The following is a 15585-nucleotide window of genomic DNA, read 5'->3' on the forward strand; positions in this document are numbered from 1 at the left end:
GCAATTGAAAGAGCCCCGATCTTAGGATCGGGGCTCTTTTGCTTTGCCCGGAATGCCAGGCCGTACGCGACTCTCAGCCGCGCGGCGAACCCTTGAACCGGCGTCGCGAATTGCTCAGGTGCAGGCGCATGGCGGCCGAGGCAGCGGCTGGGTCGGCATCGGCGATGGCTGCGTATATAGAGGAGTGCTCGTGGACCACTTGCTCGAAGCGTTCACGTGAGTCCTCCTCGTCGCTGGCCAGGAGGCGTGTGCGGGGCATGGTGATCATCGTTTGGCCCAGCGCAGTGATGCAGTCTGTATAAAAGGGATTGCCTGAGGCTGCAGCAACGGCCCGGTGGAATTCGAAGTCAGCCTTCATGGAATGGGCCGGGTGGCCGGAACTTGCCATGAACTGCTCTAAGGCACCGTGCACTGCCTTCAATTGGTGCTCTGTGTGATTCAGGGCAGCCAGCGCTGCGGCTTCCGTCTCGACGCCGATCCGGAAGTCGAGCATCTGCAGCCGGTCTTCCATACTGACAACCGGTCTTGTGCCCGGCGCTTGAACAGGGCCGTCCGATGGCGGGGTCAGCGCGAAGCTGCCCCGCCCACGCTCAGTTTCGACGAGTCCCTCCGCTTGCAAATGTGTCAGGGCTGAGCGGACTACTGTCCGGCTGACGCCGTATTCGCTGATGAGGGTATTTTCGCTGGGGAGTTTCTCACCTGGTTGGATGACGCCGTCGACGATGCGGTTGCGAAGGTCGGCGGCGAGATCCGCAGTCAGGTTTCGGCTCATGGGTTCAAGATTACGCGCCGAATTCCACGGATTCGGTGGTCCAGGCACGGGCCTGCCCGCTCAGCGTCACGCCGAGGCCGGGGCGGTCCGGAACGATCATGCGGCCGTTCTTGGTCTCGAGGCGTTCCTCGAACAATGGATCCAGCCAATCAAAGTGCTCCACCCAGGGCTCGCGCGGATAGGCGGCAGCCAGGTGGAGGTGGATCTCCATGGCGAAGTGCGGAGCCAGGCCAAGGCCACGTTCGTCGGCAAGGGCTGCGAGACGCAGGAACTGGGTGATGCCGCCAACGCGTGGTGCATCGGGCTGGATGATGTCGCAGCTGTTGGCGTTGATGAGGCCCTTGTGTTCAGCAACGGAGGCCAGCATCTCGCCTGTGGCGATGGGCGTATCCAGTACATGGGCAAGGTGCGCGTGACCCTCAAAATCGTAGGCGTCCAGCGGCTCTTCGATCCAGATGAGGTTGAATTCCTCGAGTTGGCGGCCCATGCGCAGGGCGGTCGCCCGATCCCACTGCTGGTTGGCGTCGACCATGAGCGGTGTATCCCAGCCGATGTGTTCGCGGACGCCGGCCACGCGACGGAGGTCCTCCTTGGAATCCGGGAGGCCCACCTTGATCTTGATGCCGCCAATGCCTTCTTCGATGGACTGCGTTGCGCGCGCCTTGACCTCTTCCAACGTGGCGTTGAGGAAGCCGCCGGAGGTGTTGTAGGTCTGCACGGAGTCGCGGTAGGAGCCCAGCAGCTTGGCCAGCGGGAGTCCGGCGCGCTTGGCTTTGAGATCGTAAAGTGCGATGTCTATTGCTGCCAGGGCCTGGGTTGCAACGCCCGAGCGGCCCACTGAAGCTCCGGCCCAGAGAAGCTTGGTGTAGATCCTGCCGATGTCGTTGGGGTCCTCGCCGACGATGCCCTCCGCGACCTCCTTGGCGTGGGCGTACTGGGCCGGACCACCAGCGCGTTTTGAGTAGCTGAATCCGATGCCGCTATGGCCCTGCTCTGTGGTGATCTCGGCGAAGAGGAACACGACTTCGGTCATCGGCTTCTGACGGCCCGTGAAGACCTTGGCGTCGCTGATGGGCACGGTGAGGGGCAAACGGGCCGTTGACAGCTTGATGTGTCGAATGAGATCTACGGGGCTCATGGTTCTCCTAAGGGGTGGGCATCTTTGCCTGAAACTTAGGATACAAGTTATTAACTTGTACTACAAGGAATTGGTTTGGAAACTACTGCCGCAGCGCCCCGAACCCGCTGATCAGAGCCTCAAGCCCCAGGTTAAAAGCAACGTCCGTGGGCCGCGGATGCTGCTCCGAAGCAAGTCGGTCCACAGCGGCGGTGAAATTGGGCACCTGGTCGGCGAGCGAGCCTGCGTCGAAGATGTCTTCCGGCGCAGTGACATCGTAGGCGGCGCCAAACACGAAGGCCTCCAAGGCAACAATTGCTGAAATGATCTTCTCTTCCGGGAAGCCGGCGTCGCGGAATCCGGCGGTCACGGCCTCGTACATGGCCAGGGTCTTCGGGGCGTTGGCGACCGGCAGCACCGCAATGACGGGGATCAGCGGCGTGTGCTCCGAGAACACGTCCCGGTAGGACCACGCCCAGCGGCGCACGGCCACATCCCATGGCTCCACACCAAAAGCGGATACATCAACCATCGCGGCCAAGTGGTCCTCCACCAGCAAGAGCACGTCGTCCTTGGATGCTACGTGGTTGTAGAGGGCGGATGGCGCCACGCCCAGCGAGCGTGCCAGGGCTGCCATGGTGAGTCCGTCGTAACCCTTGCTGCTGATTAACTCCAGGGCCGCCGTCGTGATGCCGTTTTGGTCCAGGATGCGCGCCATGGGGCGTCCGGCGCGCCGCCGCGCCTTGCTGGCAGAAGCGGGGGCAACGCCCGGCTCGGGTTCTGGAGCGGGTGTGGGTGCGGGCATCGGAAGCCTTTCTGCTGCCTGTATCTCCAGCATTATTCCATCGGGTCTTCCCAGTCAGGGACTTGGCCGCTATTATCAAATATAAATGAACGCCATTCATTTATTGGTCAGCCACCACGGACGGCCACGGAGAGGACATCATGCAGAATCTTGATCGCGACGTTGTGATCGTCGGCGCCGGACCGTCAGGGTTGACGGCGGCACGCGAATTGAAGAAGGCCGGGCTCAGCGTTGCAGTGCTTGAAGCACGGGACCGCGTGGGGGGCCGCACCTGGACCGACACGATCGACGGCGCCATGCTGGAAATCGGCGGTCAGTGGGTTTCCCCGGACCAGACGGCCCTCATGGACCTGCTGGACGAGCTGGGACTGAAAATGTACCCGCGGTACCGCGACGGCGAGTCCGTTTACATCGGTGCTGACGGCAAACGCGTCCAGTACACGGGTGACACGTTCCCCGTCAACGAGCACACCAAAGCCGAGATGGACAAGCTGGTAGCCATCCTGGACGGGCTCGCCGCGGAGATCGGACCCACAGAGCCCTGGGCGCACCCCAAGGCCCGCGAACTGGACACCATCTCCTTCCACCACTGGCTCCGCCAGAACTCCAACGACGAGGAAGCCTGCAATAACATCGGGCTCTTCATCGCCGGGGGCATGCTGACCAAGCCCGCCCACGCCTTCTCGGCGCTGCAGGCCGTCCTCATGGCCGCTTCCGCGGGGTCCTTCACGCACCTCACGGACGAAGACTTCATCCTGGACAAGCGCGTTATTGGTGGCATGCAGCAGGTTTCGCTGCTCCAGGCAGCTGAGCTGGGTTCCGACGTCGTGCTTAACAGCCCGGTTCGCACCATCAACTGGGACGTGGACCGCGTGACGGTTGAGTCTGAGCGAGCCACGGTGAACGCGCGGTATGTCATCATGGCGGTGCCGCCCAACCTGTACTCACGCGTTTCCTTCAACCCACCGCTGCCGCGCCGCCAGCACCAGATGCACCAGCACCAGTCACTGGGCTTGGTCATCAAGGTGCACGCTGTGTATAGCACGCCCTTCTGGCGCGAAGAAGGCCTCTCCGGCACCGGTTTCAGCGCCGGCGCCCTGGTCCAGGAGGTCTATGACAACACCAACCACGGCGATTCCCGCGGCACGTTGGTGGGCTTTATTTCCGATGAAAAGGCCGACGCCGTGTTCGAGCTCAGCGCCGAAGACCGCAAGAAGGTCGTCCTCGAGTCGATCGCCGGCTTCCTGGGCGACCAGGCCCTCACCCCCGAGGTCTACTACGAATCGGACTGGGGCTCTGAGGAATGGACCCGCGGCGCCTACGCATCCAGCTACGATCTTGGCGGCCTGCACCGCTACGGCAAGGACCAGCACGCGAACGTGGGACCGATCTACTGGTCCTCGTCCGATCTCGCGGCCGAGGGCTACCAGCACGTGGACGGCGCGGTCCGGATGGGCCAGGCAACCGCTGCCCGCATCGTCGAGGCGCACAAGTTGAGCGCGCTGCCGGTCGGCTAGGGGCGTTGCGCCGGGATGGCACTTAACGCCAATGCTCCCGTCTGGGACCGGTGTTAAGTGTCACCTCGGCGCGCTTAGTCCGGTCTTCGGCGCGGCTTGTCCGGCCGTCGGCACGCCTGCCGCTCGCTCCGCTTCGATGAGTGCCTGGGTCAGACGCTCGACGGCGGCCTGGTAGTCAGTCCCGGGTGTCACCCGGCAGCGCTCAGCCTCCCGCATGGCGCGGGCAAGTGCTGCCGTCTCGGCAGTTCTGACGTCCGTCATCGCCGGGAAGTCTATTGCCTGCCCGGGATCGAGTTCGTAGCGCTGCCACTGCTGGAGAACGCTCGCGTGGCGGGCGGCAGCTTCCGCAAAACCAGGACGACGCCGGGGCTCAGCTGAGTGGAGACGGTCCACCCTGCGACTGGTAGCCAGCGTTGCTGCTGCAGTGGCCATCGCGACGAAGACCATGATCAGTCCGGCTGGCGCCCATTCCACTGCGGGAACGAGGATGGCGGGAAGAATCACCACCAGGCCCGCGAAGAGATCCCAGAAGATCGTGTCCGGTTCCGGGCCGCGCCCATGCGTGAGTTTTCTGTGGAGGACCAACGTGGTTACCGCTGTTGCGAGCACCAAGGCCACGCCCCACAGGAGCATCATGGCGGGCATCTGACCACCTCCAGGCGAGTACGCGCTGCTGTGCTTTCAGTATGCGCCAGAGTGTTTCCGGGCGACACCTCCCTCCGGAGAATTCACGGCTCCCCGGGCGTAGCCTTGGCACCATGAGACTGAAAATGTGCAGCATCCACGTTAAGGACCCGGCTACGGCCCACGCTTTCTATACCGAAACGCTTGGCTTCGAGACCTTGATGGCCATGCCCGAGTACAACCTCTTCATCATCAAGGATCCCGGCGCAGACAACACTTCTGTGGGACTCCTGCTGGAACCCAGCGACAACCCGATCGGCGCCAACTACATGAACGCCCTCCATGAGGCCGGGTTGGCAGCGATCACCTTTGGCGTGCCCGACGTTCAGGCTGAGTATGAGCGTCTGCTGGCTGCCGGCGTGACGTTCCAGGGCGAACCCAGTGAGGATTTCTCCGGTATCAGCGCGGTCTTCGACGACGGGTGCGGGAACTTTGTTCAACTCCACCAGGACTAGTTAAACACCCGTGGCCCTTAAGCAGCTGTGGCCGGGACCAAAGGGTCCCGGCCACAGTCAAGCTCAAAGCTACGCGTGATCACGCTTTGACGTCTTCGGGGCATCGCGCTTGGCCGCTGCGTTGTCCTTGGCTTCCTTGGTGGCTGCCTTCTTCGCAGCTTCGTCCTTGACCCGCTGGGCCTCGGCGCGGACTGCAGCGTGGGTGGCGCGCTCTACAACCAACCACTGGGGCGGAGCTTGCAGCAGCTCGGTGATTTCCGCCGTCGTGAGTGCTTCTTCGACGCCGCCGCGGGCGAGGCCGCTGATGGAGACGTTCAGCTTCTGCGCCACCACAGGGCGCGGGTGCGGGCCGTTGCGGCGGAGCTCGGCGAGCCACTCCGGCGGGTTGGCCTGGAGTTCGGCGAATTCTTCGCGGGAGATGGACGAATCCTGGAACTCCTGGGGTGTCGCTGGCAGGTAGATGCCGAGTTTCTTGGCAACGGTTGCCGGTTTCATGGACTGGGAGTTCGAGGACGTCATGCTTCAAGGGTATCTGGCCGGTACTGTGAGTGTGTGCCAGCCGCTGAAGAATCCACCCAAACAACCGAGCCCCCCACCGAGCTTCGCTTCGCTTATGTTGCGGGTGTGACCCCTGGGAAATGGATCCGGCGATGGGAAGAGCGCATGCCGGACGTCCCGTTGCACGCGTTCATGTCCGACGACGGCGAGCAGCTTTCGGTTTTGCGCGACGGTTCCGCTGACCTTAGCTTTGTCCGGTTGCCCGTGGACAAGGAAGGCCTGAACGTCATTCCCCTCTACGAGGAGCAGCCGGTGGTGGTCGCGCCCAAGGGGCACGAGATCTCCGTGTTTGAAGAAGTAGCTCTGCAGGACCTGTCCGAGGAGAACTTCCTGGACGTGGAGGAAATGGGCGGGCCCGATATGGCCTTGCAGGTGGTGGCTTCCGGGGCCGGACTGGCCATCCTGCCGATGTCAGTCGCCCGGCACCTGAACAACAAACAGACCGTGATGCGCCTTTTAACAGGCGCTCCTGGAACGCAGATTGGCCTCGCTTGGCTTGCTGGTACGGATAGTCCGGTGATCGAGGAGTTCATCGGGATTGTGCGCGGCCGGACTGCGCAGAGTTCACGCCAGCCGTCCGCCCAGCAGGAGAAGCCGAAGAAGGCGCCCAAGCCGGATCGTCGCGGGGGCGGGGCCAAGAAGCCTGCCGTCGCGCAGCGATATGCGCCGAATCCTGATAAAGGCCGCGGCAAGGGTTCGCGCAAGAAGGGCAAGCGCTAATTATTCATCGTGGATGGTGGCCTGCTGCTGCTCTGACCGGTTGAGGTAGGCGAGCAGAAGGTCCCCGGCGCGCTCCAGGTCGCCGGATTCGAGTGCCGAGCAAATCTGCTCGTTTTCCTTGAGCCAGTCGCTGTAGAAGTGCGCGTTCATGGTGGCCTTGTGGAAGTAAAGGCGCATCTCGGCGAGTACTTGGGCCATGATCGTGTTCAGCCTCCCGCTTTCGGCCAGGGCAACGATCGCCCCATGGAAATGCTGGTTGGCGCTGCCCAGGCCCTCGTTGTCATTGGCGGCTGCTGCCCGCTTTCCCTCCTCGACGGCGGCCCTGACTGCGGCAATGCGCGTGGGGGAACCGCCGGCACGGATGGAACTGACCTCAATGGCGCGGCGGACTGTATAGACATCGTGAATGTCCCCTGCTTCCAGGGTGGCGACGTACACTCCGCGGTTGGGGTGACGGACCAGAAGCCGTTCGCTGGCTAGTTCCGCGAAGGCTTCACGGACGGTGTTGCGGGAAACGCCCAAGTCCTCGGCGATGGTTGCTTCCGTGAGCTTGGCACCTGGCACGAGGAAGCCTTCGGCCAGCTGGTAGCGCAGTTCCTCGGCAACCCTCTCCGCAACCGAAGGCACCCGAAGGCGCATACGGGCGCTGGCGCCGTCGATGCCAGTTCTTTCGCTGGATTCCTGATCTGCACTGGCCATGACACCAAAATTACACGATTGCCAAAAACTAGGATCGCTGGATTGTTGAACAATCCGGTAATCTGGTGCATCCTTGATGTAACGCACATCACGAGGCAGGAATCACACCATGGCAGTCATCGACCTGAACAGCGACGTCGGCGAGTCCTTCGGACGTTGGACGCTGGGCGACGACGCAGCCATGTTCGAATCCGTTTCCAGTGCCAACGTTGCATGCGGATTCCACGCTGGCGACCCCAGCGTTATCCGCAGCACCTGCAAGAAGGCGGTTGAGGCCGGCGTCGTGATCGGCGCCCATGTCGGCTACCGGGATCTTGCGGGATTCGGCCGCCGCTTCCTGGACATTGATCCCATGGAACTGGCAGACGATGTGGTTTATCAGATCGGCGCCCTGCAAGCGCTGGCGGCCACGACGGGTGCGAGCGTCCAATACGTGAAGCCCCATGGCGGTCTCTACAACGCGATCGTCACGCACACCGAGCAGGCAAAGGCCGTCGTCGACGCCGTGAAATCAGTTGACCCCACCCTTCCGATCCTCGGTCTCCCCGGTTCCGAAGTCCTCCGTCTTGGAGACGCAGCCGGACTTCGTGGAGTTTCCGAAGCTTTCGCGGACCGCGCCTACAACCCGGACGGAACCCTCGTCCCACGCACCCAGCCAGGCGCCGTCCTTCACGATCCCGCCGAAGTGGCGGAACACGTTGTGCGGATGGCCACCGAACAGTCCGTCAGGACCATCGATGGTTCCATCCTGAAGATCCGCGCAGAGAGCATCTGCGTGCATGGTGACTCACCAGGAGCCGTCGCGATGGCTACCGCGGTGAAGTCCGCTCTCGACGACGCCGGCGTCAGCATCGGCTCGTTCCTCTAAATCCCCAAGCTTGAGCACAACCCCCTCATCCCCCCGGAGGAAACCATGACCAGCACCAACGCAGCCAAGGCCGTGACAAGGAAGCCACCGGCCGGCGCCCTCAAGGCTTACGTAGCCAGCCTCACCGGCACATCGCTAGAGTACTACGACTTCGCTATCTACTCGGTGGCATCTGCACTCGTGTTCCCCAAGATCTTCTTCCCGGGGAATGATGAGTTCGTTGCACTACTGCTCTCCTTCTCAGCCTTTGCCGTGGGCTACTTGGCCCGTCCAATCGGTGGGGTCATCTTTGGTCGCTTGGGCGACAAGATTGGCCGCAAGTACGTCCTGGTATTCACGCTCGTACTTATCGGACTCGCGACCGTCCTCATCGGTGCGCTGCCCGATTACTCAGTGATCGGCGTGGCCGCACCCACCATCCTGGTTCTTCTTCGCCTCGCCCAGGGCATCGGCGTCGGCGGCGAATGGGGCGGAGCGGTTCTGCTGTCCAGCGAATTCGGCGACCCCAACAAGCGTGGCTTCTGGTCCTCCGCCGCGCAGATCGGCCCACCCGCAGGCAACCTGATGGCCAACGGCGTCCTCGCCATCCTTGCTGCTTCATTGAGCACTGAGGCGTTCCTCTCCTGGGGCTGGCGCGTCGCCTTCCTCGCCTCCGCACTCCTGGTGGTCTTCGGCCTGATCATCCGCCTCAAGCTCGAAGAAACCCCCGTCTTCAAGGCAATTCAGGCCCACGGCGAACGACCCAAAGCACCCATCAAGGAGGTCTTCACCACCGAACCCAAGGCCTTGGTTTCAGCAGCGCTCTCCCGGGTCTGCCCTGACGTTCTCTACGCGCTGTTCACGGTGTTTGTTGCGGTGTACGCCACCAAGCAGCTTGGCATGACCACGGGCAATGTCCTGGCAGCCATCCTCATCGGATCCGCATTCCAGCTGTTCCTCATTCCGTTGGCCGGCGCCCTGACCGACCGCTTCAACCGCCGCCTTGTCTACGGCGTCACGGCCGCCGCTACGGCCGTCTATATTCCCCTGTTCTTCCTCATGATCCAGGGCAAGTCAGTGGTTATGCTGACCATCGGCACCGTGATCGGTCTGGCACTCCACGCATTCATGTATGGCCCGCAGGCCGCCTTCATCACGGAGCAGTTCCCCGCCCGCCTACGCTACGCCGGCAGCTCCTTGGCTTACACCCTGGCCGGCGTGATTGGTGGAGCCGTTGCGCCCATCATCTTCACGGCTCTCTACGGCGCGGCGTCCGGTGGCTGGTATTTGATCGCGGGGTACCTCGTCCTGACAGCAGTTGTCACGATCGTGGGCATGGTCCTGGGCCGGGATCCGAAGCCTGAAGAAGACGTTCGCCTGCTTCAGGGGTCGGCCGCCTAATTGGCGACGAAGCGGATGATGGAGACCGTGATGCAAACGACCACCGCGAAGCAATCGGCTACAGCGAAGCAATCGGTTACAGCGAAAAGGGTCCGCTCCGTGCGACCCGTTGGCACCCGTGCCGTCCTTGCCGAACTGGATGGGCTGCAGGACGTACTGGCCCTGCAGGACATGCTCTACAAGTCTCCGCTTCCCGGTCAGGTGGACGTCCTGGCAGCCGCCGAAACGGTGATGGTCGTTGGCGAATCCGCTGCGGCAACGCGCGCCATCGGCGCCCGTTTGCTCGAATTGGAACTCACCGCGACAGAGGTTACTGACTCCGGGCTGGTCGTCATCGATACCGTGTACGACGGCGATGACCTCGCCGATGTCGCGGAGCTTACCGGGCTGAGCGTGGAGGGCGTCATTGCGGCCCACACAGGCCAGATCTGGACCGTTGCATTCGCAGGCTTCGCTCCCGGATTCGGCTACATGGTGGGCGAGAATGAAGTCCTCACGGTTCCCCGCCGCTCTTCACCGCGCACGGCTGTTCCTGCTGGATCCGTGGCCCTCGGCGGCCAGTACTCGGCTGTCTATCCCCGGCGTTCTCCCGGCGGTTGGCAGCTGATTGGCCGAACGGGAGCGCGGATGTGGGACCTCGACCGTCCCCAACCGGCCCTGGTTCGGCCCGGTGACAGAGTGCAGTACCGCGCTGTTCGGGAGGTTGTCACTGCCGGTTCCGAGCACCAGTCGGAACCGGACGCTGATCACCACACGGACTCCGGCCTAYGGATACTCAACCCCGGCGCTCAAAGCCTCATCGAGGACCTGGGCCGCAGAGGTTACGGGGCCTTGGGGGTCTCGGCGGCCGGTGCCTTGGACCGGGCATCCCTGCGCCGCGCCAACCGTCTCGTCGGCAATAGTTCTTCGGCTGCCGCCATTGAGACTGTCAACGGTGGGCTGACTATGGAAGCGGTCGGCGACCAGGTGATTGCCGTGACAGGTGCGCCTGCCACCCTGACCGTCCAGTCGCCGTCGTCAGCTGAATTTGAGGAGTCTGACGGTGACGCCCAGGACGCAGTGCGAACCGTCCCGATGGCTGCTCCGTTCGCGTTGCTCGACGGCGAAGTGCTTAGCCTCGGACCGCCCGAGGCAGGGTTCCGGAACTACGTCGCAATCCGCGGCGGCATAGCGGTTCCCGAAGTCCTGGGGAGTCGTTCGGCCGATACGATGTCCGGGATCGGACCCGCCCCATTGGTGATTGGGCAGGAGCTCCCGACGGGCGATGCCACGGATTCAACGGCCGTTGGAAGCCCGGAGCTGCAGCCGAATTTTCCGGGCCTCGGTGTAACAGTGCTCGATGTGGTTCCCGGACCGCGCGCCGATTGGTTCGACCAGTCCGCAATCGAGTCCCTAACAAGCCAGGAATGGCTGGTCACACCCCAGTCCAACCGCGTCGGCATGCGATTGGACGGTACTCCTCTCCAGCGCGCCCGCGAGGGTGAACTTCCCAGTGAGGGGACTATGGCTGGTGCCCTCCAGATCCCGCCCGCCGGCCTCCCCGTTTTGTTCTTGGCCGACCATCCCATCACCGGCGGTTACCCCGTGATCGGCGTGGTTCGCGACGAACACCTTGACCTTGCCGGGCAGGTCCCCATAGGCGGACGGATCCGGTTCCGGATGGTCCCCGATTCCCCCGACTTCACCAAGAACCCAGAGAAGTGAGTATTTGATGCGAAAGGTCCTGATTGCGAACCGCGGAGAGATCGCCGTTCGCGTCGCCCGAGCCTGCGATGACGCCGGCATTTCGTCCGTGGCCGTCTACGCGGACATCGACGCCGACGCCATGCACGTAGGTGCCGCGGATGAAGCCTATAGCCTGGGCGGAAACAGCCCTGCTGAGACCTACCTGAACGTTGGGAAGCTGCTCGCCGTTGCGGAACAGTCGGGGGCTGACGCCGTCCACCCCGGGTATGGCTTCCTCTCGGAAAACGCCGACTTTGCGCAAGCAGTCCTCGACGCCGGACTCGAGTGGATCGGTCCCTCGCCTGAGTCGATCCGACAGTTGGGCAACAAGATCACGGCCCGCGAGATCGCCATCCGTGCTGGTGCGCCTCTTGTGGCCGGCAGTGATGGGCCGGTTGCCACTGCTGCCGAAGCCCGGGCCTTTGCCGAGGAACACGGACTTCCGGTCGCTATCAAGGCTGCCTTCGGCGGGGGTGGTCGCGGGCTCAAGGTTGTCCGTGAACTCGCCGAAGTGGAGGAGGCTTTCGATTCCGCAGTGCGTGAAGCCATCACAGCATTCGGGCGCGGTGAATGCTTCGTGGAACAGTACCTGGACAGGCCGCGGCACGTGGAGGCGCAGGTCATCGCCGATACCCACGGCAACGTCGTTGTGGTGGGTACGCGCGACTGCTCCCTCCAACGCCGTCACCAGAAGCTTGTGGAAGAGGCACCTGCACCTTTCCTCACCGAGTCCCAGCAGCGACAGATCTATGACGCCGCCAAAGCAATCGTCCGCGAGGCCGGCTACTACGGCGCCGGGACTGTTGAATTCCTGGTCTCCGCAGATGGGGCCGTGGCCTTCCTCGAGGTAAACACGCGCCTTCAGGTGGAGCACCCGATAACCGAGGAAACGGCTGGGATTGACCTCGTTCAGGAGCAGTTCCGTATTGCAGCCGGCCTGCCCTTGAGCATTACCGAGGATCCCATAGCCCGCGGCCATTCGTTTGAGTTCCGCATCAACGCTGAGGACGTTGGCCGCGGATTCCTGCCCTCCCCGGGCACAGTGGCATCGTTCCAAGTGCCCACGGGTCCCGGCATTCGTTTGGACACCGGCGTGCGCGCGGGCTCGTTTATTGCACCGCAGTTTGATTCGCTCTTGGCCAAATTGATTGTTACTGGTGCCGACCGCCAGCAAGCGCTGCGGCGTGCACGCCGTGCACTTGCCGAAATGGAGATCACCGGACTGCCCACCGTGTTGCCGTTCCACCGCGCTGTAGTGGAGTCCGATGACTTTACATCCGTAGCCGGGCTGCGCGTTCACACCCGATGGATCGAGACAGACTTCGCAGACCAGATCCCCGTTGATTCCGAATACAACGTGGTTGCCCCGAGTGGGGTGCGGCGCACCATCACTGTGGATGTCGACGGCAAGCGGCTGGCCGTGGGACTTCCGGCTGATCTTCTGGATGGTTGGGCGCGGTCAGGGCAGGGGCTCCCCTCAGGTTCGGTTGTTACTGGGCTACCGAGTGATTACCTGGAAGGACCTGATTCAGAGGGATCCTCGCCAGTGGAGTCAGCTTTGGTCTCCACCATGGCCGGCACAGTGGTGAAGTGGCTCGTGGAGCCCGGGACCGAAGTCTTGGCAGGTGACCCCTTGCTGGTGGTGGAGGCCATGAAGATGGAAACGCAGGTGGCAGCACACCGTGCAGGTACGCTCTCCGAGGTGCTCTCGGCACCCGGCGGTGTGGTGACCGCGGGAGCCGTACTGGCGCACATTCAGTAGTAGCTACTAGTCCGTGGCCAACCCGCTATTCCGTGGCTGGGCAGCAACGGAATAGCGGCTTGGCAACGTGATGGGCGCGAATGGTTCTAGGCGTGCGTCGCCGCAGAGATGCCCAGCACACTTTCCAGCAGGTCATTCCGGATCTTGCCCGAAGGGTCGTTGGTGACGGCGAGGCTGCAGAAGTCCTCGAAGCGCGGATAGAGCGCGGCGAAGTCGTACAGGCTTGGCGTGAAGAGCTTGCCCCAGTGCGGCCTCGCGCCGAAGGGACGCAGTGCTTCCTCCAGTTCCGGGAGTACCGCTTCCACCTCGGCTTGCAGTGGCTTCCACGTGAAGTGAAGGGCGACGCTTTGCTGCCGATAGAACGGGCTGAGCCAGAACTCATCAGCGGCTACTGTCCGGATTTCGGAGATGAACAGCAGGGGTGCCAGCTTGTCCGCCAGCTCTCGGACAGCTTCAAGCGCTGCGGGTGCGTGCTCCAACGGCAGCAGGAATTCGCTCTGCAGCTCCTCACCGTTGCTTGGTGTGAATTCGTGGCGGAAGTGCGGCAGGCGGTCCAGCCATTTGCCGGGCTCGTCCAGCTGACCCGTGCAGTTCTCCGCAGACATGTCCGGCAAGGGATGCATCGCCGCCCTGGCTGCGGTTGCTCCGAACAGGTCCGGCAACGGAGCTTCGGTGTCCAGCGCCTTGAGCCAGACCTGCGGGATGGACTCGCCGGTGTAATTGGTGAAGAAGCTGACGCTGTACGCGGCAGATGCGATGTTTGCGAAGTCAGACAGGGCCCGCTCCCATGGAAGTCCCGTGAGCACACGCTGCCGCATCTGATAGCTCGGCCGGACGGCCAATTCCAGTCCTGTGACGATCCCAAGGGCTCCGAGTCCCACAACGCTGGCGAGGAACTCGTCGTCGTCCTCAGTAAGTGTCACCAGTTCGCCATTTGCACGCACCAGGTCAATGCCTACGACCGCGCCAGCCAGGGAGGGATTGCCGACTCCACTGCCATGCGTCCCGGTTTGGATCGCTCCCGCTACCGAGATGTGGGGGAGTGAAGCGAGGTTGTGGATGGCATAACCCTGTTCCTCAACTGCCCGGCATAGTGCGCCATAGCTGATGCCGCCGCTGACCTTGACGATGCCCTTTGAGGGATCAAGTGAGATTTCCTGGGGCAAGGCATCCAGGAGAAGGTGGATGCCATCGGTGTCTGCGACGTTGTTGAACGAGTGGCGGGAACCGAGGGCCTTGATCCGCGACGCGTTGGCAACAAGCTCCCGCAGCTGGTCCACGGACGTGGGCCTCTGGACTTCGGCGGACGAGTACTCGAGGTTTCCTGCCCAGTTCTTCATTGCATGATCTTCCCACTTGGTGACTTATCGGCTCCCGCAATTGTTAACGTTCACAACTAATTGCGTCAAGAGGCGTCCAACTGGTTGAAGCAGTCTTAGCTGGAGCCTTGGGACGCTAGTCCTTCAGTGGTCGGCGAGCCAGCCAGGCCGCGACAATCGCGCCGGAGATGTTGTGCCACAGGGAGAAGACGGCAGAGGGCAGCGCAGCCAGCGGACTGAAGTGCGCCGTGGCAAGGGTGGCGGCCAGACCGGAGTTCTGCATGCCCACTTCGAAGGCCAGGGCGCGGCGGGCCTTGTCATCCAGACGGCCGAGCTTCCCAGCCAGGTAGCCCAGGCCCAGCCCAAAGCCATTGTGGAGGACGACGGCCAGGAACACGATGGCGCCGGCTGCGACGATCTTGCTGGCGCTGCCAGCCACGACGATCGCCACGATCAGTGAAATCACGACGGCGGACGCCCACGGAAGTGCCGGAAGCACCTTTGCGACGAGCTTGGACAGGAAGAGTCGAGCGAGCAGGCCTGCGATGACCGGCAGCAACACGGTCTTCACGATGTCCAGCACCATGGCGCCAGCATCAATGTGCAGGAACGAACCGGCCAGCAGGAGCGTAAGTGCAGGCGTGACGATGGGAGCGATCAACGTGGAAACCGAGGCAACAGCGACCGACAATGCCACGTCACCCTTGGCCAGGAACGCCATCACGTTGGACGCCGTACCGGACGGCGCGCAGCCCACAAGAATAAGTCCGACAGCGAGCTCGGGCGGTAGTTGAAGCAAGACAGCGATCAGGAAGCCTGCCCCAGGCATGATCACGTAGTGCGCAACGATGCCCAGTGCCACAGCCCACGGCCGTCGCGCCACAGAAGCGAAGTCGGGCGGCGTCAGCGTGAGGCCCATGCAGAACATGATGACGCCGAGCAGATAGGGGACGGCGACGCCCATCGGCTTGAACACTTCCGGAAGCAGGAACCCGAGGACGCCAGCCACCACAACCAGGATCGGGAAAACCGTTACGGCTATTCGCGCGACCTTTGCTTCTGCGGCGAGGGCCGCGTTGACGGGCGCAGGGGACGAAGTTTCGGTCTGGGAATTCGTTGCCTCAAGCATTTATCCATGCTCACATTTGTCCCGTGGCTTCACCGAGTTCGTTACTTCCGGCGCGGCGTATATGTCAGATGACTG

The 15585-nt window shown here is 62.9% G+C and carries 15 protein-coding genes; 7 read left to right on the plus strand and 8 right to left on the minus strand.

The window, feature by feature from the left end; translation table 11 throughout:
- Positions 1–73 precede the first annotated feature (73 nt).
- The 3 genes from AC1DCM_RS05445 to AC1DCM_RS05455 form a co-directional block, all read right to left on the minus strand.
- Entirely contained in the window at positions 74–772 is a 699-nt protein-coding gene (locus AC1DCM_RS05445; RefSeq protein ID WP_477517570.1) for a FadR/GntR family transcriptional regulator, read from the minus strand.
- A 10-nt stretch (positions 773–782) separates the two neighbouring features.
- The gene (locus AC1DCM_RS05450) at positions 783–1910 is read right to left on the minus strand and encodes an L-talarate/galactarate dehydratase (RefSeq protein WP_477517571.1); all 1128 of its coding nucleotides are present in this window, start codon (positions 1908–1910) and stop codon (positions 783–785) included.
- 82 nt (positions 1911–1992) lie between these two features.
- Positions 1993–2727 carry a TetR/AcrR family transcriptional regulator gene (locus AC1DCM_RS05455; protein ID WP_477517572.1) on the minus strand — a complete coding sequence of 245 codons (735 nt, stop codon included), beginning with the start codon at positions 2725–2727 and terminating at the stop codon, positions 1993–1995.
- Between the two features lie 65 nt (positions 2728–2792).
- Here AC1DCM_RS05455 and AC1DCM_RS05460 point away from each other — a divergent pair, with 65 nt between their 5' ends.
- Complete coding sequence (locus tag AC1DCM_RS05460; RefSeq protein WP_477517631.1) at positions 2793–4211, plus strand: flavin monoamine oxidase family protein; 1419 nt, start codon at positions 2793–2795, stop codon at positions 4209–4211.
- A 60-nt stretch (positions 4212–4271) separates the two neighbouring features.
- Here the strand turns inward: AC1DCM_RS05460 and AC1DCM_RS05465 are convergent, their stop codons facing one another.
- Positions 4272–4856 (minus strand): hypothetical protein, encoded by a 585-nt coding sequence (locus AC1DCM_RS05465; protein WP_477517573.1) that lies wholly within the window; start codon positions 4854–4856, stop codon positions 4272–4274.
- A gap of 113 nt (positions 4857–4969) precedes the next feature.
- On the opposite strand from AC1DCM_RS05465, the gene AC1DCM_RS05470 reads away from it, so the two are divergent.
- Complete coding sequence (locus AC1DCM_RS05470) at positions 4970–5350, plus strand: VOC family protein (protein WP_477514242.1); 381 nt, start codon at positions 4970–4972, stop codon at positions 5348–5350.
- A 69-nt stretch (positions 5351–5419) separates the two neighbouring features.
- Here the strand turns inward: AC1DCM_RS05470 and AC1DCM_RS05475 are convergent, their stop codons facing one another.
- A complete protein-coding gene (locus AC1DCM_RS05475) occupies positions 5420–5869 on the minus strand; it encodes a DUF5997 family protein (protein ID WP_223935217.1) in 450 nt (149 codons plus the stop codon).
- Between the two features lie 33 nt (positions 5870–5902).
- On the opposite strand from AC1DCM_RS05475, the gene AC1DCM_RS05480 reads away from it, so the two are divergent.
- Positions 5903–6628: a LysR family transcriptional regulator substrate-binding protein gene (locus AC1DCM_RS05480; protein ID WP_477517574.1), complete on the plus strand. Its 726-nt coding sequence runs from the start codon at positions 5903–5905 to the stop codon at positions 6626–6628.
- On the opposite strand, the gene AC1DCM_RS05485 is transcribed toward AC1DCM_RS05480, so the two are convergent.
- The gene (locus AC1DCM_RS05485; RefSeq protein ID WP_477517575.1) at positions 6629–7327 is read right to left on the minus strand and encodes a GntR family transcriptional regulator; all 699 of its coding nucleotides are present in this window, start codon (positions 7325–7327) and stop codon (positions 6629–6631) included.
- A gap of 109 nt (positions 7328–7436) precedes the next feature.
- On the opposite strand from AC1DCM_RS05485, the gene AC1DCM_RS05490 reads away from it, so the two are divergent.
- The 4 genes from AC1DCM_RS05490 to AC1DCM_RS05505 are packed head-to-tail and all read left to right on the plus strand — an operon-like array spanning position 7437 to position 13062.
- A complete protein-coding gene (locus AC1DCM_RS05490; protein ID WP_477517576.1) occupies positions 7437–8195 on the plus strand; it encodes a LamB/YcsF family protein in 759 nt (252 codons plus the stop codon).
- Between the two features lie 45 nt (positions 8196–8240).
- Positions 8241–9575, plus strand: a complete 1335-nt coding sequence (locus AC1DCM_RS05495; RefSeq protein ID WP_477517577.1) for an MFS transporter — start codon at positions 8241–8243, stop codon at positions 9573–9575.
- Between the two features lie 18 nt (positions 9576–9593).
- Positions 9594–11279: a 5-oxoprolinase subunit B/C family protein gene (locus AC1DCM_RS05500; RefSeq protein ID WP_477517632.1), complete on the plus strand. Its 1686-nt coding sequence runs from the start codon at positions 9594–9596 to the stop codon at positions 11277–11279.
- A 7-nt stretch (positions 11280–11286) separates the two neighbouring features.
- Entirely contained in the window at positions 11287–13062 is a 1776-nt protein-coding gene (locus AC1DCM_RS05505) for an acetyl/propionyl/methylcrotonyl-CoA carboxylase subunit alpha (protein ID WP_477517578.1), read from the plus strand.
- 86 nt (positions 13063–13148) lie between these two features.
- Here the strand turns inward: AC1DCM_RS05505 and AC1DCM_RS05510 are convergent, their stop codons facing one another.
- Entirely contained in the window at positions 13149–14402 is a 1254-nt protein-coding gene (locus tag AC1DCM_RS05510) for a D-arabinono-1,4-lactone oxidase (protein WP_477517579.1), read from the minus strand.
- A gap of 115 nt (positions 14403–14517) precedes the next feature.
- On the minus strand, positions 14518–15510 hold the full coding sequence (locus AC1DCM_RS05515; protein WP_477517580.1) for a bile acid:sodium symporter family protein: 993 nt from the start codon (positions 15508–15510) through the stop codon (positions 14518–14520).
- Between the last annotated feature and the right edge of the window lie 75 nt (positions 15511–15585).

Source organism: Paenarthrobacter sp. 10N417, from assembly GCF_056394745.1.